We start from the raw sequence: 20,523 nt of genomic DNA on the forward strand, positions 1-20,523 counted from the left end.
AATCTACACCTGCACATCTAAATAATATAAAGGCTTTTGATTTATAATTAAAGAATCTAAAATATCTTCATTATTCTTAAACGAGTATTCGATTGAATCTATTCTATAGCCTGTACTTTTTACTAAATATTTAAGTTCATCTTCCTTTGATTTAAATAGATTTATATCTTCATCTTTCATGTTGATAAATTTGACTTTTATATCAAGATTTAGCGCTTGACATGAAATCTTAATATTTCCTAAATTTCTAGTGGTTAAATTGATAAATATATTTGTATTACCAGTAAATCCACTTTTTCTTTTCCTCTTTTTAAGCAATGTTATAGCACCATTATATAGATCATTTTCTAGATTTAAAGGTAAATAAAAAAATACTAGCTCTCTATTCATTTCCTTTAAAAACTCAATCTTGTTCATAAATTCCTCAACACTATTGTTAACACTACTATCCATATTAACTTTGTTTTCTCTAATATAGTTTAAAATTTTTTCTAAACTCTCTTTATAATTAATTTCATTTTCTTCAATTAAGTTATTAAAACTTTCAATATCTATAATAATATTTTTATTTTCATTTGTAAACTTATTATTTATAAAAGATTTCAACATTTCATAATCTTTCGAAAATGTCATTGGTTCTTCATTCAATTCTGTTATGAATCTTATATTATTTAAAGTTGGTTTTATATTATGTTTTATAAAAAAAGCAGCCAATTTTATCAAATTTCTATCAATTTCTTTCTTTTGTAGTATATTGATATGCTCTTTCAAAATATCAGTTATATTATTTTTTGAAATTCCTTCATCCTTTTTTATAATAATATTTCTAATATCTTCTTTATCAATATTTAATATTTGATTAGTTCTATTCGCTAATATAGCTACTTCATCTTCTTTAATATCTAGTAAATGTTCTAATTTGTCAAGTATTCCAATTCCATTAGATAAATTTTCTTTATTTATTTGTACATTATACTTTATTAAGTTATTCAAAAATTCCTTAGTAATAAAGTCATCTTTTATGTGAAACTCTTTTAAAATATCCCCTAAATACTTTTCTTTTTTTTTCATTGCTCCTGCAGAAGTATCATTACCTGTATTATTAAAAATAGGCTTTAATTCCATTCTATTATGCGACAATGATTTTATTATGAATGTTAATTCTTTACCTATGTAATTTTTTAAATTGTTTTCAGTGATAGCTTTTACTGTACCTAAACCCTTAATATCAATTAAAGCTAATTCATCATTAGTTTCCAATATCTCTCCTAAGATTAAACTACCTTCTTTTAAAAATTCTTCTTTATTATCTATGTATAATCTCATGAAATTTATAAAGCCGTTAATCTTCATTATATTCACACAACCTTAAAATATTTATAATATCTTTCCTAAAAAAGTCATCCTGTGTATAGGAGTTGCACCAATTTCTTTTATTGCATCTCTATGTTCTTTGGTTCCATATCCCTTGTTCTTTTCTAATTTGTATCCTTTATACATAAGACCCCATTTTTCACATAATCTATCTCTATAGACCTTCGCTACTATGGAAGCACAGGAAATACCATAGACCTTCTCATCTCCCTTTATCAAACTCATCTGTGAAATATCAATAGGAACATCTTCTGCATCTATTAAAAGATAGTCTGGATTTATAATTTGCTCATTTTTATTCTTTAAATTTAACACTGCTTTTTTCATGGCTAATCGTGTACTCTCTTTAATATTGATTTCATCTATAATCTTTGGTCCTACTTGTCCTATCCCTATAGCAATAGCATTATCAATTATAATATCGTATAATTTTTCTCTTTTTTTAGGAGACAATTTTTTTGAATCCTTCACTCCTTTAATAATTTCATCAATTGGCATTATAATTGCACAAGCTACTACATCGCCTGCTAAACAGCCTCTCCCTACTTCATCTATACATGCTATATATTTATATCCTTTATTCTGTAACGTCCTTTCAATTTCAGTCAATTTTATGACCCCCTTATTCAAAACAGTTAATCAGGAAACTCTAGCGTGATTCTTCCTATCTTTCCATTTCTAAATTCATCTAATATTAGATTACCGGCTTTATTAAAGTCCACTTCTCCTCCTGATATAATACAACCCCTCTTTTTGCCAATCTCCAATATGATCTCGTAAGAACTTTTATCCTTTACTGAAATCCTATATCGTTGTTCTAAATATTCAACAGATATGGAATTTAATTTATCTACCAATTTAATAGCTAAGCTTTCCAGATCCAGTAATTCATCCTTTATAGCCCCTGTGAATGCTAAATTCAATCCAACTTCTTTATCACTAAATTTTGGCCATAATATTCCTGGGGTATCCAATAACTCTAAATCACCTTTTATCTTTATCCATTGATTTCCTTTCGTAACACCAGGTTTATTTCCTACCTTAGCTCCTTTTCTTTTTGATAAGCTATTTATCAATGTGGATTTCCCAGCATTTGGTATTCCAATTATCATAGCTCTTGTAGGTTTATTCTTAATACCCTTTTTAGATAATGATTTTCTTTTTTCTTCAGTTAATAAATAGGTCATATTTATAACATCATCTAACCCCTTATTCTTTTTTGAATCAACAATAACTGAAGATATTCCATTACTTTTAAAGTATTCCTTCCATTCTAAGTTGTTCTTTTCATTAGCTAAATCTGATTTATTCAATATTTTTAGTCTAGGCTTTTGCCCTATTATATTATCTATATCTGGATTTTGGCTGCTAAAAGGTATTCTTGCATCAACTATTTCATATACTATGTCTACTAAAGATAGGTTTTTCTTAATAGATTCTTTAGCTTTTTTCATATGTCCAGGATACCAATTAATATTCATATAATCACCTACTTTTTTTATAAATAAAAAGGGACTATAAAAGTCCCAACATATTAATACTTTCTCTTTTCCTTAACTTTAGCTGATTTTCCTTGTCTTTCTCTTAAATAATAGAGTTTTGATCTTCTTACTTTACCTTTTCTAGTTACAACAAGTTTTTCAATTCTTGGAGAATGTAGAGGGAATGTTCTTTCAACACCTACCCCATAAGATAATCTTCTTACAGTAAAAGTTTCTCCAATTCCTCCACCTTGCCTTTTTATAACAGTGCCTTCAAATACTTGAATTCTTTCTCTACTACCTTCTTTAACCTTATAATGAACTTGAACAGTATCACCTACTCTAAAATTAGGTAAATTATCCTTCATTTGTTCATCTTCTATTGTTCTAATTATATCCACTGTTCAAACCTCCCTTCTCCCTAGATGTTCATGCCGTCTATTCACGACAGAGGACCATCCATAGTTCTGTACGCTGAGTATTATAGCATATGCGTATATAAAATACAACTTTTTATATTAATTTTTTTATAATATATAAGAAAATTTCCTTATTCTCACTTTCTTATCATTTTTTTTTTACTAAAGGCTTTTTTTATATTATTTAACATATCAATTTCATCGTCTGTTAAATCCTTTTTTTCTAATAAATCTGGTCTCTTCATATATGTGTTCTTCAAAGATTGATATCTTCTCCATTTATCAATTCTTTTATGATTACCAGATAACAATATCTCTGGTACAGCTTCTCCATTAAAAGTTCTTGGTCTTGTATATTGAGGATATTCCAATAATCCATTATAGTGGGACTCATCTATATAGGATTCTTCACTATTCAAAGCGCCTGGTAACAGCCTGATAATAGAATCAATTAATACCATCGCAGGAATTTCTCCACCAGTCAATACATAATCACCTATGGATATTTCCATATCCACATAATTATCAATTATTCTATTATCTACTCCCTCATAATGACCACACAAAAGTATTAAATGTTCTTTTCTGGATAACAACTTTCCTAAATTTTGATCATAAAGCCTTCCCTGAGGAGATAAATATATAACAGTAGAGTCATCCGACTTTACACTTGATAAAGCTTCATAAATAGGTTCAGGTTTCATTACCATTCCTGGACCACCACCAAAGGGATAATCATCAACCCTTTTATGCTTATCTTTAGAAAAGTCTCTAATATTTACTGTCTTTAGAGAGAATAAACCCTTCTCTATAGTTCTCCCTATAATACTCCATTTCTCAAAAACATCAAATATCTCTGGAAACAAAGTCAAAATATCAATTTTCATTCTATCATTCCTTCAATTGGATCAATAGTAATCTTCTCGTTATTAATATCTACATCAACAACAAATTCTTTTACTGCTGGTATTAAATATTCCTTACCTGTTTCCATGTTTTTTACAGTATATACATCATTACTGGTCGATTGAATAACATCATTTACTATACCTATTTTTTTACCTTCAGTATCAAATACTGTACAACCTATAATATCAAATATAAAGTAATGATCCTCAGGTAATTTGACCTTATCTTTTACATCTATATAGATAAACTCATCTTTAAATTTCAATACTTCATTTATATTATTAAACTCTTTGAATTTTAATATAACCAATTCTTTAAAATATTTAACTCTCTCAATTTCAAATTTGGCTTTATCATAACCTAAATAGATTATTTCTAAGTCATCAAATCTAGTTATGTCATCCGTTAAAGGATATACTTTTAATTCTCCTTTAATTCCATGAGTATTAATTATTCTACCAATCTTTATATAATCCATATATTCACCAACCATTATAGTAGAAGGGTACCTCAAAAGGCACCCCGGCAGTACTTACTACTGAATAATTTCCACTACTACTCTTTTGTTTTCTTTAATTGCAGCTGCCTTAACAACTGTTCTAATAGCCTTTGCTATCCTACCTTGTTTTCCAATTATCTTACCCATGTCTTCTTCAGCAACCTTTAACTCAATTATAACTGATTGAGTTCCTTCTATTTCCTTAACATCTACTTTATCTGGGTTGTCTACAAGTGCTTTTGCTATTACTTCAACTAATTCACCCATGTTGGCACCTCCTAGAAACTATTCTCCAGTATTTGAATCAACTTCACTATCTTTTTCATATATACCATTTTCTCTAAATAATCTATCTACAGTATCTGTAGGCTTAGCACCATTATTTAACCAATTAGTAGCTTTTTCATCATCTATCTTAACCGTTTTAGGATTAGTCAAAGGATTGTAATATCCTATTTCCTCAATAAAACGTCCATTTCTTGGAGAACGTGAATCAGCCACAATAATTCTATAGAAAGGGTTTTTCTTAGCTCCCATTCTTTTTAATCTGATTTTTACTGCCATCTTTACACCTCCTCTATTAGTAAGTATCTATTTAGAAAAAGGGGAATCTAGATTTCCCTTTTTTCTTCATTGTTTTCTCCATGTCAGTAAATCTTCTCATCATCTTTTTGGTTTCTTTAAATTGCTTTAAAAGCTTGTTAACATCTTGTACAGTTGTTCCACTGCCTTTTGCTATCCTTTTTCTTCTACTACTATCTATGATAGAAGGATCAGTTCTCTCTTCTAAAGTCATTGATTGTATAACAGCCTGTATTTTAACTATTTCTTTCTCATCTACATCCAAGTTCTTTAAAGCTTTAGAATTAACCCCGGGTATCATTCCCAACAATTCATCTAAAGGTCCTAAATTCTTTACTTGATCTATTTGATCTAAAAAATCATCTAAAGTAAATTGTTGAGAACGAATTTTCTTTTCTAATTCTTTAGCCTTCTTTTCATCTATAGAAACTTGAGCCTTTTCAATCAGACTCAATACATCTCCCATGCCCAATATCCTTGAAGCCATTCTATCTGGGTGAAATGGTTCTAACTGATCCATCTTTTCACCCATACCTATGAATTTAATGGGTTTTCCTGTAACAGTCCTAATTGATAATGCAGCTCCACCTCTTGCATCTCCATCCAACTTAGTAAGTGCTATTCCTGTTATACCAAGTTTCTCATTAAATATTTCTGCAACATTTACTGCATCCTGTCCTGTCATAGAATCAACAACTAGCAATATTTCTTGTGGATTTACTGAATCATTTATATCTTGTAATTCTTCCATTAAACCTTCGTCTATATGAAGTCTTCCTGCAGTATCTATTATTATACAATCATTATTGTTCTTTCTACCATGTTCTATAGCTGCTTTTGCAATATCTACTGGACTGTTTTTGTCTCCCATTGTAAATACAGGTACTCCTACCTTTTCTCCTACAACCTTTAATTGTTTAATCGCTGCAGGCCTATAAACATCACAGGCTACAAGCAAAGGATTCTTGTTTTGTTTTTTAAGATTATTAGCTAGTTTTGCAGAAGTAGTAGTTTTACCAGCTCCTTGTAATCCACACATCAGTATAACCGTTGGTGGACTGGAAGCAAAGTTTATCTTTGTTTCACTTTCTCCCATCAAGTTAGTCAATTCTTCATTTACAATTTTAATTACTTGTTGTCCAGGAGTTAAGCTTTCCATTACTTCTGAGCCAACGGCCCTTTGCTTTACACTTTTAGTAAAGTCCTTTACAACTTTAAAATTAACATCTGCTTCTAAAAGGGCAAGTCTTACTTCTCTCATAGCATTATCTACATCTTTTTCGGAAAGTTTTCCTTTTCCCTTCAGCTTTCCAAGTGCATTCTGAAGTTTTTCTGATAAGCTTTCAAATACCATTAATTAACGACCTCCTGATTGTTATCAATAATTGTTTTCACTACATCCTTAAGGTCTTCAGCTTTTTTAAGTATTTTTTCATTATTTATGAGTTTTGATTCTTTTTCTATATCTACTGCTAATTCATAAATTTTGTTGATCTCTTTTTTACTGTTATAAAATTTATTAACCAATTTTAGTGTATTTTCAAATTCGTATAAATTTTCTTCAGCTCTTTTTAATGTATCAAATACTCCCTGTCTACTAATACCTAATTCTTCTCCTATCTCAGCTAATGAAAGATCATAAATGTAGTATAATTCAATAGCAGTATACTGTTTTTCACTGAGTAACTTCCCATAAAAATCAAACAAAATTCCAACTTCAACCAACTTGTCAATCATTATATCACCAAACCAAAATAATACTGTCAAGTTTTTTACTTGACAGTATTATTTTAGTATAATCAAACAGTCTTGTCAATATGAAATTAAATTTTTATATTATCAATCAAAAATCGCTTCTACAAAATCATCTGTATCAAACTTTTGAAGGTCATCAATACTTTCTCCAACCCCAATAAGTTTAACAGGCAGCCCTAACTCTGATTGAATTGCTATAACAACTCCTCCTTTGGCAGTGCCATCCAACTTAGTTAAAGCAACTCCTGTTATATCACATACTTCTTTAAATACCCTTGCTTGGGAAATCGCATTTTGACCGGTAGTAGCATCCAACACTAGTAAAACCTCTTTTTCTGCCTCTGGATATTCACGTTCTACTACACGAAATATTTTATTAAGTTCATTCATTAAATTCTTTTTGCTATGAAGTCTTCCAGCAGTATCACATATTAAAACATCTGCTTTTCTAGATTTAGCAGCATGTATACCGTCAAAGATTACTGCAGCAGGATCTGCTCCCTCACTATGACTTATAAATTCAGTTTTCGCTCTATTACTCCATTCCTCTAGTTGTTCAATTGCAGCAGCTCTAAAAGTATCACCAGCTGCAATAATTACCTTTTTACCTTCTCTCCTTAAATTATATGAAAGTTTCCCAATTGTAGTTGTCTTGCCAGCACCATTAACTCCAACCACTAAGACAACTACAGGAGAAGATCTAATGTTTAAATTATTGTCCAGGTTGGATTCAGCCATAATATTTTTTATTTCTGATTTCAAAAGCTCTTTTATCTTATCAGGATCTGTTACCTTTTCCTTCTTTACTCTATCCTTTAATCTATCAATAATATTCATAGTTGTATTAATTCCCACATCAGCAGTCACTAATATCTCTTCTAAATCGTCAAATAACTCGTCGTCAATCTTGATATATGATTTGAGTATGTTATCTATCTTATCTGTCATTCCTTTTCTAGTCTTACCCAATCCAACTTTTAATTTATCAAAAAAATTCAATTTTGAATTCTCTGATAGTTCATTTTTTTCTCTTTGTTCTTCTTCGCTTTTCCTATTGAATAAATTTTTAAACATATCTACCCTCCTTAACTTGCAACTTCTTCCAGATTATCAGTCAGTTTAACAGAAACTATTTTACTTATACCTTCTTCTTCCATAGTTACTCCATATAACACATCGGCCATTTCCATAGTGCCTTGCCTATGAGTTATCATAATAAATTGTGTATTGGCAGCAAAATTCTTTAAATAATTTGTGTATCTACCAATGTTTGCATCATCAAGAGCAGCATCTATTTCATCCAATATACAAAAAGGTGTTGGCTTAACCTTTAAAATTGCAAATAATAATGTTACTGCAGTTAATGATTTTTCTCCGCCTGAAAGCAAGTTTAAATTTTGTAACTTCTTTCCTGGTGGTTGAACTTTAACTTCTATCCCACAATTTAAAATATCTTCTTCATCTTCTAATGCTATACTTGCCTTTCCCCCTCCAAAAAGTATGGAAAATACTTCATTGAATTTTTCATTTATCTTTTTAAAATTGATTAAAAATTGCTTTTTCATCTTTTCTTCCATATCTCGTATAACCTTTTTAAGATCTTCTTTAGCTGATAATAGATCTTTGTGTTGTTTTGTCATAAATTCTAATCTTTCCTTAACCGCCTCGAATTCTTTTATTGAACTTAAATTTACTGATCCTAATCTTTTGATTTCATTCTTTAACTTTTTCACTTCTTTAGTTGCTTTATCTAAATCATCTAATTCAATCCACAGTTCTAGTGCTTGTTCATAATTTAATTCGTATTCATCCAATAATTTCGAGTATATGTTTTCTAAATTTACACTACGCTTAGTTTCTTTTAAATCCCAACTATTTTTACTTTTTTCAAGTTTACTAATATCTTCATTTATCTCTTTTAATCGATTTTGTTTTAAATAAAAATCATTCATCAATTTTTCTTTTTGTCTCTTTAATGCTGTTAATTCTTCATCCTGTCTTTTCTTATCTATTAACAATTTTTCTATTTCATCTTTCATAAGTAAAATATTATTAGATATCTCATCTATTTCTACCTTTTTACTCTCAGACTCATTCTTTTTTAAATCAATTGAATTAATAATACTTTGTGTTTTGTTTTCTATCACTTCAAGTTTTTCTCTATTGTTAGTTAACCTATTCTCTATAGAATTTATTCTTATTTTAACATCAGTTACTTCCTCCATTGATCCTTCACGAGTATCCTTCTCTTTTTCAAATTTTTCCATTAATTCTTCTATATTTGCCTTGATTATATTGTTTTGATCACTTAACTGCTCTATTTCTCCTTCAAGTATCTTTTTATCTTTATCTATATCATTCAATTCTAATTTTAACTGTTTAATTTCATCTTTAAATTTTACTATTGAACCATCACTTCTATCCAATTCTGTAGCATATTTATTCTTTTCATTTTCTATTTTAATAATTTCAATATTAATATTATGAAGTTTTTCATCTTTTTCCTTTATCTTTTGAGAATAGTCTTTCAAAATCAATTTTATATCAGATTTATCTTGTTCCAATTTTTCTTGTGTTTTTGAAAGTTCATTTATTTCCTTTTTAATCTTTTCAATTCTAAATTTCCTATTAAGTAAGTTGTTATTGACCTTTGATAGACTTCCTCCAGTCATAGACCCTCCAGGATTTATGATATCCCCTTTAATAGTTACAATCCTAAAAGAATAATTAAATCTTCTTGCAACTAAGTTTGCATCATCTAAATCATCTACAACTATAGTTCTGCCTAATAAATATTCTATAATGTCTTTATATAGATCATCAAAAGTAACTAATTCAGAACCTAATCCAATTATATTGTATTGTTCTCTATCCTTAGGATTTATATCAATAGATTTACTTTTTATTGTGGAAATTGGTAAGAATGTTATTCTTCCTAATCTTTTATTTCTAAGATAATTTATTATATATTTAGCATCATTTTCATCTTTAGTCACTACATTTTGTAAGCTTCCACCTAATGCAACTTGTATAGCCTTTTCATATTTCGGTTCTACTTTAATTAAATCTGCCACAATTCCTATTAACCTATTACTTAAATCTCTATCCTTCTTACATGCTAACATCAAGTTCTTCACACTTTTATAATATCCTTCATAATCTTCTTCCATATTCTTTAACAAATTAAAATTAGAAATCTTTCCTTGTAGATCAACTTTGTTTTGATTAATTTGTGCATAAAGTTTATCCAACTTATCCTTATATTTTTGTTCTTCTAACTTTAAATTTGCAAGCTGCCTATTCTCTTTAACAATTTCTTTTTCTTTTTTTAATTCATCCTCTTTAAACTGTTCCAGCAAACCTTTATCTGTTCTTTTCCTTTCTGATAGAGAATCAATATCCTTTTCTATCTGCTTAATTCTTTTAGATATATTTTCTTTAAAACTAACTATATTATTTAATTTGCTTTTTTTATCTGTAATTAAATTATATAATTTATAAATTCTATCTTTCCCATCTTCTATCTCTTTTTCACTTTTTTGAATATTTTCATTCAATTTTTCAAGTCGAATATTTTTTTTATTATAATCTTTTCTCAACACATCAAGTTCTTCCTCTATTTTTGCATTAGTTTCTGTTAAAGTAGTTTTTTCATTTTTCAGTTCTTCAATATTAGAATTTAATTCATTCATTTCATTATTTAATCTTTCGATATCCTTTATATAAAATTTCTTTTTCTCTTGTAACAATGTCAAATCATTTTCATTTTTGTTTAAATATTTAGTTATTTCATCCTTCTCTTTTTGGAACGATTCTATTGATAAATCCTTATCCTCAATTTTTAATTTTATTGAATTTAAAGTTTCATCAACTTGATCTTTATCCTTTAAAATTAAATCAATTTTATCCTGAATTTTTTCTTTTTCACTTTGACTTGTTTCTATTTCCTTTTTTAGCTTGTCTACTTTCCTAATCAACAAATTTACTTCAATTTCCTTTAGCTTATTAGATAGATCTAGGAATTGTGAGGCCTTTTTAGACTGTTCTTTTAAGTTATCATATTGTTTTTCCAATTCAGAGAGTATATCTTTTATTCTCAACAAATTATTATCAGTCTTTTCTAATTTGTTTTCTGCTTCATTTTTTTTCGTCTTATATTTTACTATTCCTGCTGCTTCTTCAAATATATGTCTTCTATCTTCTGGTCTATTACTGAGTATTTCATCAACTCTACCTTGTCCAATAATTGAGTATCCATCTTTTCCTACTCCAGTATCCATAAATAATTCTTTAATATCTTTTAATCTGCATGAATTCTTGTTCAAATAATATTCACTTTCTCCAGATCTAAACATCCTTCTAGTAATAGCTACTTCCTGATAATCAATAGGTATAACTCCATCTAAGTTATCAAAAGTAATAGTCACTTCAGCATATCCAAGAGCTCTTCTTTTGCTGGTACCAGAAAAAATAATATCTTCCATTCTGCTACCTCTTAGAGTCTTTGCACTTTGTTCTCCTAATACCCATCTAATTGCATCAGCAATATTACTTTTTCCACTGCCATTAGGCCCTACAACCGCTGTAATGCCTTCTTTGAATTCAACTTCAATTTTATCAGCAAATGATTTAAAACCTTGAATATCAATCTTTTTTAAGTGCAATCTAATCACCCTTTAAAATCAAATTAAATCTTTTTTATATAATTTTCTATAGCTTTTTTTCTACTTAATGTGGCTTTTTTAGAATTAACTATTGTTATTTCTATTATATCCCTTGGAATATCTTTTATATATATCTTTACATTCTTAAGTTTATATCTATCAACCATAAAATCTATATTACTTGATTTTTGTCCAGCTATATTGGATATATTTTTCCCATTTGTTTCAATTATCAAAGTTTTATTAAACATATCTTCATAATATCTATCTAAATAATCCTTTAATATAATTCTATAGATATTCGATTCAACCAATTGTCTGATAGATGGATGAAACGGTCCCGCTATTACATCCTTTCCAAGCCTTATATTATCAGTAGGCTGTAAACCAATTCTTATTACATTAATATTATAATACTCAAAAAGCATAAGCAAAATAGTTGCTGTATCTACAGCTTCCTCCAAGGATAAAGGTGTATAATCATTATTATTATACATCTTTTCTAGATAAGTATCTTTTATGACCAAAGTAGGATAAATCCTAACACAATAAGGTTCCAACTTTACAAATTCTTTAGCTGTAAAAATTGCTCTTTCTCTATTATCTTCTACTAACCCTATCATCATCTGTAATCCTAAATTGAAACCATATTCCTTAATTAACTTAGAAGCAATATAAACCTGTTGAACATTATGTCCTCTCCCGCTTTTATTCAAAACTTCATCATTTAGTGATTGTACTCCTAATTCTATAGTATCAACCTTATACTCATTGAGTAAGTTTAATACTTCTTTATCTATATAGTCAGGTCTTGTTGATAATCTAATTGCATCAATTTTTCCTTTATTCTTATATTCAAAAGGAACTGCTAAGAGTTCCTTTTGAATACTATTTTGTATTCCAGTAAAACTTCCACCATAAAAAGCTACTTCTATAGTTATTTTTCTATTTGGAAATGTAGATAAATGCTCTTCTATAGTTTTTCTTACATAATTTGGCGTTACATCAGTAGATAATCCAGTTATTCTTCTTTGATTGCAGAAAACACAATCATGGGGACAACCTAAATGGGGTACAAAAATAGGAATAATATAATGGTTTTTACTCACTTCGCTCACCCATCTTTAATAAAACTTGTTTTGCAGCATTCTGTTCTGCTTCTTTCTTATTCCTTCCCATTCCTTTCCCTATAACTTTGTTTTCAACAATCACATTCATATAAAACTTTTTCCTATGATCAGGTCCTACTTCTTTTTCAACTTGGTAATTAATCTTCGATTTAGTTCTTTTTTGCAATACTTCTTGAAGTTCCGTTTTATAATCTATAAATAGACTCCCTTTCGACAATGCATAGATGACCTCCTGTTCAAAATGTTCTAATAGGAAGTCTTCAGCACTTTTTAATCCTCCATCAATATAAATAGCTCCTAATAAAGCTTCAAAAGCATCAGCTAATATTGAATCTCTATGTCTGCCACCAGTATTTTCTTCTCCTTTACCTAATAATAAATATTTTCCAATATTTATTTTTCGTGCAGCAAAGGCCAATGATGATTCACAGACTACTGATGCTCTTCTCTTAGTAAGTTCCCCTTCAGGAAACTCAGTAAAGCGTTTATATAAGTATTCACTAACAACTAAGTCAATTACTACATCTCCTAAAAATTCCAATCTTTCATTGCTTTCATTATTATATTTTTTGTTCTCATTGGCATATGAACTATGAATTAATGAGGTATTTAAAAGATTAGTGTCTTTGAAAAAATAGTTTATTTGTGATTGTATTTCCTTTAAACATTGCATACGACCAGATGATATCTTCACAATATTACCCCCACATTATTAAATAATTTATACTAGATCCAACAAAGAATCTAGTATATAAACTAATTATTAACAATTTTATCAATGTAATTAACAGCATCACCTACTGTATTTATATTTTCAACCTCTGAATCATCAACTTCTATTTCAAACTCATCCTCCAATGCCATTATAAGTTCTACTAAATCTAATGAATCTGCATTTAAATCTTCCTTAAATAAAGTATCCATACTGATATCATCCTCATCAATATCAAATTGTTGTGAAATCATTATTTTTATCTTTTCATAAACCATAATTGCACCTCCAAAAAATTTAAATAAAATTTATTTATTAATATTTATATCATTCTTAATAACATTTATTACGTCTTTCTTATTGAAATTTACAACCTGTCTAATAGCATTCTTAATAGCTAAAGCATCAGAACTTCCATGAGCTTTAAATACTGGTTTTTCAAGTCCTAATAGTGGTGCCCCACCATACTCTCTATAATCCATCCTTCCTTTAAAAGAACTCAATTGAGATTTTAACATTGTAGCTCCAATCTTCGACTTAAACGATTGAGTTAATTCTTCTTTTAAAGCCGTAAACAATGATATTGCCATTCCTTCTGTTAATTTTAATAAAATATTTCCAATAAATCCATCACAAACGATTACATCTATGATTCCTTTTGGAATATCCCTTGCTTCTATGTTTCCAATAAAGTTTAAATTTAATTCTTTGATTAGATCGTAAGATTCTTTCACTAATGTATTTCCTTTACCTTCTTCTGTACCAACATTTACTAGTCCAACCTTAGGTGCTTTTTTCTCTAAAACCTTCTCAAAATATATAGAACCCATTATTGCAAACTGTTTTAAATATTCAGGTTTACAATCTACATTTGCTCCAGCATCAATAAGTAATGACAATCCATTAATAGTTGGATAAACAGTTGTTAATGCAGCTCTCTCAATTCCTTTTATTCTTTTTACAATAAATAGTCCACCTGCCAATAACGCACCAGTACTTCCGGCTGAAATAAATCCATCGCCTTTATCTTCTGCAAGTGCTTTTAATCCTATTACCATTGATGAATCCTTTTTTCTCCTTATAGCTAAAGCAGGTTCATCTTCATTTTTTATAATCTGGCTAGCATTGATTATATCTATTGTATCTTTTGAATATACATATTTGTTCAGCTCTTCTTCTATTTTCTCCTGTTCTCCAACAATCAACAGATTAACTCCCAGTTCTTTAGAAGCATCAATGCATCCCTTTACAATTTCTTTATAACCTTTGTCTCCTCCCATGCCATCTACAATAATCTTCATAATTATCCTCCTAATCCAGCCTTTGTACCTACTACTGATATTAAATATATTATAGAATACGCAAAAAAGCAATATTTATAGAAAAAAAGATAGTGAATAATATCACTATCTCAATTTAAACGAGTAAAACTGATAAATTTTATAAATTATTCTACATCTAAAACTTCTCTATCCCTATAATATCCACAAGCTCTACAAACCCTGTGTGGTAATTTAGGCTCATGACATTGTGGGCATTCTGTAATTGTAGCCTTGTTTAATTTATATGCAGAAGCTCTTCTTTTATTCTTTCTAGCTTTAGACGTTTTTCGTTTTGGTACTGCCATCTAAAACACCTCCTTATTCCTTAAAGGAAAAATCTTTAAGAATTGCAAATCTAGGATCAATGTCCTCTATAACACAATCACAATCTTCTTCATTACGATTCACACCGCACTTCGGGCAAATTCCCTTACACTCTTCATCACAAAGAGGTTTCATAGGAAGAGATAGAATTATCATACTTATAATATCTTCTGTTAAATCCAGTTTCTCATCAGAGTAGTATACAACTTCATCATCATCTTCATCATTGGATTTTCTAACTAGTTTTCCTGATAAAACTGTACTCTCTCTGTTAACAAAAGGTTCCAGACATCTTCCACAGATTTCTTCATATACATAAGTTATGTTTACATGTACTATCTTATTATCATCAACTTTATATATCTTACCATCATATTTTATAGGTTCTATAAACTTGATTTCTCTCCCGTTGATGTCCAACTCATTCTTTTTTATTTCCCCTTCAAAGGAAATACTAGATAAAGTTTCATCATGAAGTTTTGATAAGTCAATCTTCATATTTTCACCTCTTAGACTAACAAACATTATTATATAAAGGAGACTAGTATTTGTCAAGAAATATATTATTTTTCAACTAGCTCTTTTGTATCTTTAGCAATCATTAATTCTTCATTAGTTGGTATTACAATAACTTTAACAGAGCTTGAATCTTTAGATATTATAGCTTCTTTTCCTCTAACATCATTTAATTTTTTATCTAATCTTATATCAATACAGTCTAATCCATCACATATTCTTTCTCTAATGCTTATAGAATTTTCTCCTATGCCTGCAGTGAAAACTAATGCATCAACATTGCACATTAAAGCTGAATAAGCTCCTATATACTCTTTTACTCTATTGCAGAATATATTTAAAGCTAACTCTGCTCTTTCATTACCTTCATTTGCAGCATCTTCAAGATCTCTAAAGTCACTACTCAAACCAGAAATTCCAAGAACTCCAGATTTCTTGTTTAACATTTTATTTACTTCATCAAAAGATAAGTCCTCCTTCTCCATTAAGAATGGAATTATGGCCGGATCAATATCTCCAGTCCTAGTGCCCATAGCCAATCCTTCCAACGGTGTAAATCCCATACTTGTATCAATAGATTTCCCACCATTAACCGCACAAACACTAGCTCCATTTCCTAAGTGACAGGTTATAATATTTAGTTCATCAATTGGTTTATTCATCATTTCAGCAGCTTTTAACGATACATATTTATGTGATGTTCCGTGAAAACCATATTTTCTAATTCCATACTTTTCATAATATTCATATGGCAATGGATAAATATAGTTTTCTGCAGGTATAGTTTGATGGAAAGCTGTATCAAAGACTGCTACCATAGGTGTATTTGGCATAAGCTCTTTACATGCTTCTATCCCCATAATGTTTGGTGGATTATGTAATGGCGCTAATTCTACACACTCTTCTATAACCTTCATAACTTCATCATCAATAATTACTGAATTAGCAAATCTTTCTCCTCCATGAACAACTCTATGACCAACTGCATTTATATCATCCATTGATTTAATTGCTCCATAATTTGAATCCACAAGAGCATTTAAAACCAGTTCCAAAGCTTTTCTGTGGTCTTTCATAGGTTCTTCAATGATTACTTCCTCTTTGCCTGTAGTTGTATGTTTAACTCTTGATCCTTCAATCCCTATTCTTTCTACCAAACCTTTTGCTCTTACTTCCTCATTCTTCATATTTATTAATTGATATTTTAATGAAGAACTACCACAATTAATAACTAAAATATTCATCTCCAATTCCTCCTCTGTTTTGTTCTTCCATCGAGTATATTTTATTATAATTATGTGAAAAAATCAACGATATAATATTATGTCGTTTTTATGTTATAATATCAATAAAACTAGTGGAGGTTACTAATATGAGTGTTGTTGGTTTAATAACTGAATACAATCCTTTCCACTTTGGACATAAATATCATTTAAACATGTCTAAAAACATGACAAATTCAGAATACTCGATAGCTATCATGAGTGGTTCCTTTGTTCAAAGGGGTGAACCATCTCTAGTCGATAAATGGACTAAAGCCAAGATGGCAATCGATAATGGAGTGGATTTGGTTATAGAATTACCTTTTATATTTTCAACTCAATCTGCTGAACTATTTGCTTATGGAAATATTTCTTTACTACATAATCTAAATATTGTAGATTATGTATGCTTTGGCAGTGAATTAGACAATTTAAACTTATTAAATAAAATAGCAAAGATACTATGCAAAGAACCTCATTATTACAAAAACAATTTAAAGAAATATTTAGATATGGGGAATTCATTCTCAGTATCCCGTAGCAAAGCACTAGAAGATTATTTTCATAAATATGAAATAGATAAAATAAAACATATTAATATTGCTGAAATTTTAAATATGCCTAATAATATATTAGCAATTGAATATTTAAAAGCATTAATAAGCTTGAAAAGCAATATCAAGCCTATTACTTTTAAAAGAATAGGTAGCAAATACCATGAACCCTTATTGGATCAAAAACTTGCTAGTGCTACTGCAATAAGAAAATCCTTATTAAATAATGATATCATAGGCGTTAAGAAATATTTACCTGATCAATCATATAAACATATATTGGATTATAAAAATAATTATAATAGATTTAATTCACTACATAATTATAACCAAATCATTCACTATTTATTAAGAATTGGAATCATAGATGAGTTATCGAACATCATGGACATAGAAACAGGACTCGATAATAGAATAATTCAGAAAAGTACTCAGCACAATGATATCTATCATTTCGTTCAGTCTATATCAACCAAAAGATATCCAAAGACCAGAATACAAAGAATACTGACTCATCTAATGACAGGCTTAACTCAATCTATATTTGAAGATCTATATACTCACTATCCAGCATATTTAAGAGTACTAGGTGCAAACAAAAAAGGTTTTATATTATTGAATAAGATCAAGGAGAAATCTGATTTGCCAATAATAGTAAAATTTTCGGATTATGATAAATTAAATAATCCTTATATACATAAAATTATTTCTTTTGATAAAAAGGCTACCGATTTATTTTTTCTTGGATTAATGAATCAAAAAACATTTATGAATATGGACTACTATGCAACTCCTTATATGAAAAAATAACAGAGTTTCTCTGTTGTTTTTTCATATAAAATTTTAATAAAAATATAATTTAATAAAGGGAGTTGATTCATAAATGAAGAAATATATCAAAAATTTTCTTTTTTTAATGCTTATTTTATATCTTCTAATTGGCATTATCAAATACCCACAGATATCCTTAGATAGCGCCTATAAAGGCTTGTCAACATGGTTTAACGTAGTTATTCCTTCCCTATTCCCATTTTTTATAGTTTCAGAAATTCTAATTAGTATAGGGTTCGTAAAATTTATAGGTAAGGCTCTACAGCGAATAATGAAACCTTTATTCAATGTTCGTGGTGAAGGAGCTTTTCCATTCTGCATGAGTATAATATCTGGTTATCCGATGGGAGCAAAAATAGTATCGGATTTAAGAGAAAAGAATTTAATATCAAAAACTGAAGCAGAAAGGGCCATATGTTTTTCAAGTACATCGGGTCCCTTATTCATGCTAGGTGCAGTATCAATAGGTATATTAAAAAACTCCTCTATAGCTCCTTTAATAATATATCCTCACTATCTAGGAGCTATAACTGTAGGTATTATAATGAGGTTTTACAAGAAAAAAGAAAATATTATTTCAAAAAGAAACACACATAAAACCAATACATTAAATTTAATAAAGACAAATTTAGGTAGAGACCTTTCAATTGGTTCTATTCTCAGTAATAGCGTGAAGAATAGTATAAATACAATATTATTAATAGGCGGATTTATAGTTTTCTATTCTGTACTAACAGAATTATTATTTGTATCCAATTTTTTTAATTCCTTGATAGGTTTACTCAATAACATGTTACCCATAAATGTAAATAAAGAATTATTACATGGCTTCATAGCCGGTTTGTTGGAAATAACAACTGGTTGTCAAAGAATATCAACTGTAAATATTAACTTAATCTATAAAATATTAATAATTAATTTTTTAATTGGTTGGAGTGGTTTTTCCATACACAGTCAAGCATTAAGTTTTATAAGCAAAACAGATATAAACAATAAAATATATATTTTTTCTAAATTTATTCATGGTATTTTTTCTAGTTTATATGGTTTTATATTATACACTATAAAATATAAAAACCTAGTTAAACCTTCCCTTGCACCTGAACTACATATACCATATCATCTATACTCTACTGAGTGGACACTATTGTTCATGAACTCATTGAAATTAGTAGTATTCACTACAATCTATATGTTGATCTGTTCTTTGATTATGTTGATAATATATGAAATTTCATCAGACAATTAATTATTATCTCCTCTAAGCTCCCGTCTATTGGAATTAATAAGCTCAATAGTCTTCTTTAAACTCTCTTGAGCTTCAAGTAATATGTTATCAGCATATTGCAAAGATCCTAGTCTAATCTCTTTAGCATTATTTTTAGCCTTAGCAATTATTTCCTCAGCTATCTCATTTGCCTTTTTAGTTATCTCATTTTCATCTACTAACTCTTCTAATTTTAATTCTGCTTCATTTAAAATCGTATCAGCATCTTTTTGAGCTTCTGCTAAAATTCTCTGTCTCTCTCCCTTAATCCAACTAGCTTGTTTTATTTCATCAGGAAGTTTTATTCTTATTTCCCTTATAATTTCAAACAACTCATCAGCATCTACCATAACCTTGTTTGAAAAAGGCATAGAAGAAGCATTTTCTAAAACATCTTCTATTTCGTCAACTAATTTTAATACATCCATTTTAATCTTGACCCCCATTCATCTTTTCTTTTAATGCTCTTTCAACTACTTTTGGTACAAAACATGATATTTTGCCACCAAACATAGCTACTTCTTTCACTATACTTGAGCTTAAATATGAATATTTTCCTCGTGACACCATAAATAATGTTTCCAAATCCTCTTCTAATTTTTTGTTTACAAGAGACATCTGCATTTCATATTCTAAATCCGAAATTGCTCTTAACCCTCTAATTATTGTTGAGCAATTTCTCTTATTAGCATAGTCAACTAAAAGACCAGAGAATGCATCTACTTCTACATTGTCATATTCTTTCAATGTTTCCCTTAACAGGTTCAATCTTTCCTCTACAGAGAACATATTTTTTTTATAATTATTGTTTAATACAGCTACTATTACTTTATCAAAACTTTTAGAACATCTATCAATTATATCTAAATGCCCATAGGTTACTGGATCAAAACTTCCTGGATAAATTACTTTCATCTTAAAC

23 protein-coding genes are annotated in these 20,523 nt (G+C 28.9%); 2 read left to right on the forward strand and 21 right to left on the reverse strand.

Going from position 1 to position 20,523, the window contains the following annotated elements; translation table 11 throughout:
• Positions 1-3 precede the first annotated feature (3 nt).
• From K8M07_RS01310 to K8M07_RS01400, 19 genes are all read right to left on the reverse strand, one after another.
• Positions 4-1,353 carry a hypothetical protein gene (locus tag K8M07_RS01310; RefSeq protein ID WP_223376002.1) on the reverse strand — a complete coding sequence of 450 codons (1,350 nt, stop codon included), beginning with the start codon at positions 1,351-1,353 and terminating at the stop codon, positions 4-6.
• A gap of 24 nt (positions 1,354-1,377) precedes the next feature.
• The gene (locus tag K8M07_RS01315; protein WP_411741948.1) at positions 1,378-1,989 is read right to left on the reverse strand and encodes a ribonuclease HII; all 612 of its coding nucleotides are present in this window, start codon (positions 1,987-1,989) and stop codon (positions 1,378-1,380) included.
• Positions 1,990-2,009: 20 nt separating this feature from the next.
• Positions 2,010-2,855 (reverse strand): ribosome biogenesis GTPase YlqF, encoded by an 846-nt coding sequence (ylqF, locus tag K8M07_RS01320; RefSeq protein WP_223376006.1) that lies wholly within the window; start codon positions 2,853-2,855, stop codon positions 2,010-2,012.
• Between the two features lie 53 nt (positions 2,856-2,908).
• Entirely contained in the window at positions 2,909-3,256 is a 348-nt protein-coding gene (rplS, locus tag K8M07_RS01325; RefSeq protein ID WP_223376008.1) for a 50S ribosomal protein L19, read from the reverse strand.
• A 155-nt stretch (positions 3,257-3,411) separates the two neighbouring features.
• Entirely contained in the window at positions 3,412-4,161 is a 750-nt protein-coding gene (trmD, locus tag K8M07_RS01330; RefSeq protein ID WP_223376009.1) for a tRNA (guanosine(37)-N1)-methyltransferase TrmD, read from the reverse strand.
• Positions 4,158-4,661 (reverse strand): ribosome maturation factor RimM, encoded by a 504-nt coding sequence (gene rimM, locus K8M07_RS01335; RefSeq protein WP_223376011.1) that lies wholly within the window; start codon positions 4,659-4,661, stop codon positions 4,158-4,160. Before rimM ends, trmD begins: the two co-directional genes overlap by 4 nt.
• 57 nt (positions 4,662-4,718) lie before the next feature.
• On the reverse strand, positions 4,719-4,949 hold the full coding sequence (locus tag K8M07_RS01340) for a KH domain-containing protein (RefSeq protein ID WP_223376012.1): 231 nt from the start codon (positions 4,947-4,949) through the stop codon (positions 4,719-4,721).
• Positions 4,950-4,967: 18 nt separating this feature from the next.
• Entirely contained in the window at positions 4,968-5,246 is a 279-nt protein-coding gene (gene rpsP / locus K8M07_RS01345; protein ID WP_223376014.1) for a 30S ribosomal protein S16, read from the reverse strand.
• Positions 5,247-5,277: 31 nt separating this feature from the next.
• Positions 5,278-6,618 (reverse strand): signal recognition particle protein, encoded by a 1,341-nt coding sequence (ffh, locus tag K8M07_RS01350; RefSeq protein ID WP_223376015.1) that lies wholly within the window; start codon positions 6,616-6,618, stop codon positions 5,278-5,280.
• Positions 6,618-7,001: a YlxM family DNA-binding protein gene (gene ylxM, locus K8M07_RS01355; protein WP_223376017.1), complete on the reverse strand. Its 384-nt coding sequence runs from the start codon at positions 6,999-7,001 to the stop codon at positions 6,618-6,620. The genes ffh and ylxM overlap by 1 nt, the downstream gene beginning before the upstream one ends.
• Positions 7,002-7,103: 102 nt before the next feature.
• Positions 7,104-8,093, reverse strand: coding sequence for a signal recognition particle-docking protein FtsY (gene ftsY, locus K8M07_RS01360; RefSeq protein ID WP_223376019.1), 990 nt, complete (start codon positions 8,091-8,093; stop codon positions 7,104-7,106).
• 11 nt (positions 8,094-8,104) lie between these two features.
• Positions 8,105-11,683, reverse strand: a complete 3,579-nt coding sequence (gene smc, locus K8M07_RS01365) for a chromosome segregation protein SMC (RefSeq protein WP_223376021.1) — start codon at positions 11,681-11,683, stop codon at positions 8,105-8,107.
• A 23-nt stretch (positions 11,684-11,706) separates the two neighbouring features.
• Positions 11,707-12,792 carry an elongator complex protein 3 gene (locus K8M07_RS12735; protein WP_223376022.1) on the reverse strand — a complete coding sequence of 362 codons (1,086 nt, stop codon included), beginning with the start codon at positions 12,790-12,792 and terminating at the stop codon, positions 11,707-11,709.
• Entirely contained in the window at positions 12,785-13,507 is a 723-nt protein-coding gene (gene rnc, locus K8M07_RS01375) for a ribonuclease III (protein ID WP_223376023.1), read from the reverse strand. Before rnc ends, K8M07_RS12735 begins: the two co-directional genes overlap by 8 nt.
• A 62-nt stretch (positions 13,508-13,569) precedes the next feature.
• The gene (acpP, locus tag K8M07_RS01380) at positions 13,570-13,803 is read right to left on the reverse strand and encodes an acyl carrier protein (protein ID WP_223376024.1); all 234 of its coding nucleotides are present in this window, start codon (positions 13,801-13,803) and stop codon (positions 13,570-13,572) included.
• Between the two features lie 30 nt (positions 13,804-13,833).
• Positions 13,834-14,826, reverse strand: a complete 993-nt coding sequence (plsX, locus tag K8M07_RS01385; RefSeq protein ID WP_223376025.1) for a phosphate acyltransferase PlsX — start codon at positions 14,824-14,826, stop codon at positions 13,834-13,836.
• Between the two features lie 146 nt (positions 14,827-14,972).
• Positions 14,973-15,152 (reverse strand): 50S ribosomal protein L32, encoded by a 180-nt coding sequence (rpmF, locus tag K8M07_RS01390; protein WP_223376026.1) that lies wholly within the window; start codon positions 15,150-15,152, stop codon positions 14,973-14,975.
• A 13-nt stretch (positions 15,153-15,165) separates the two neighbouring features.
• Positions 15,166-15,669: a YceD family protein gene (locus K8M07_RS01395; protein ID WP_223376028.1), complete on the reverse strand. Its 504-nt coding sequence runs from the start codon at positions 15,667-15,669 to the stop codon at positions 15,166-15,168.
• Positions 15,670-15,734: 65 nt separating this feature from the next.
• Entirely contained in the window at positions 15,735-16,931 is a 1,197-nt protein-coding gene (locus K8M07_RS01400) for an acetate/propionate family kinase (protein WP_223376029.1), read from the reverse strand.
• A gap of 128 nt (positions 16,932-17,059) precedes the next feature.
• Between K8M07_RS01400 and K8M07_RS01405 the strand changes: the two genes are divergently transcribed.
• Positions 17,060-18,313 (forward strand): nucleotidyltransferase, encoded by a 1,254-nt coding sequence (locus tag K8M07_RS01405; RefSeq protein WP_223376030.1) that lies wholly within the window; start codon positions 17,060-17,062, stop codon positions 18,311-18,313.
• A 73-nt stretch (positions 18,314-18,386) separates the two neighbouring features.
• Positions 18,387-19,583, forward strand: a complete 1,197-nt coding sequence (ylbJ, locus tag K8M07_RS01410) for a sporulation integral membrane protein YlbJ (RefSeq protein WP_223376031.1) — start codon at positions 18,387-18,389, stop codon at positions 19,581-19,583.
• Here ylbJ and K8M07_RS01415 read toward each other — a convergent pair.
• On the reverse strand, positions 19,580-20,029 hold the full coding sequence (locus K8M07_RS01415; protein WP_223376032.1) for an ATPase: 450 nt from the start codon (positions 20,027-20,029) through the stop codon (positions 19,580-19,582). The genes ylbJ and K8M07_RS01415 overlap by 4 nt on opposite strands.
• A gap of 1 nt (position 20,030) precedes the next feature.
• Positions 20,031-20,516: a pantetheine-phosphate adenylyltransferase gene (coaD, locus tag K8M07_RS01420; RefSeq protein WP_223376033.1), complete on the reverse strand. Its 486-nt coding sequence runs from the start codon at positions 20,514-20,516 to the stop codon at positions 20,031-20,033.
• Positions 20,517-20,523 lie beyond the last annotated feature (7 nt).

Source organism: Schnuerera sp. xch1 (assembly GCF_019931165.1).
Taxonomy (GTDB): Bacteria; Bacillota; Clostridia; order Tissierellales; family Tepidimicrobiaceae; genus JAIOUP01.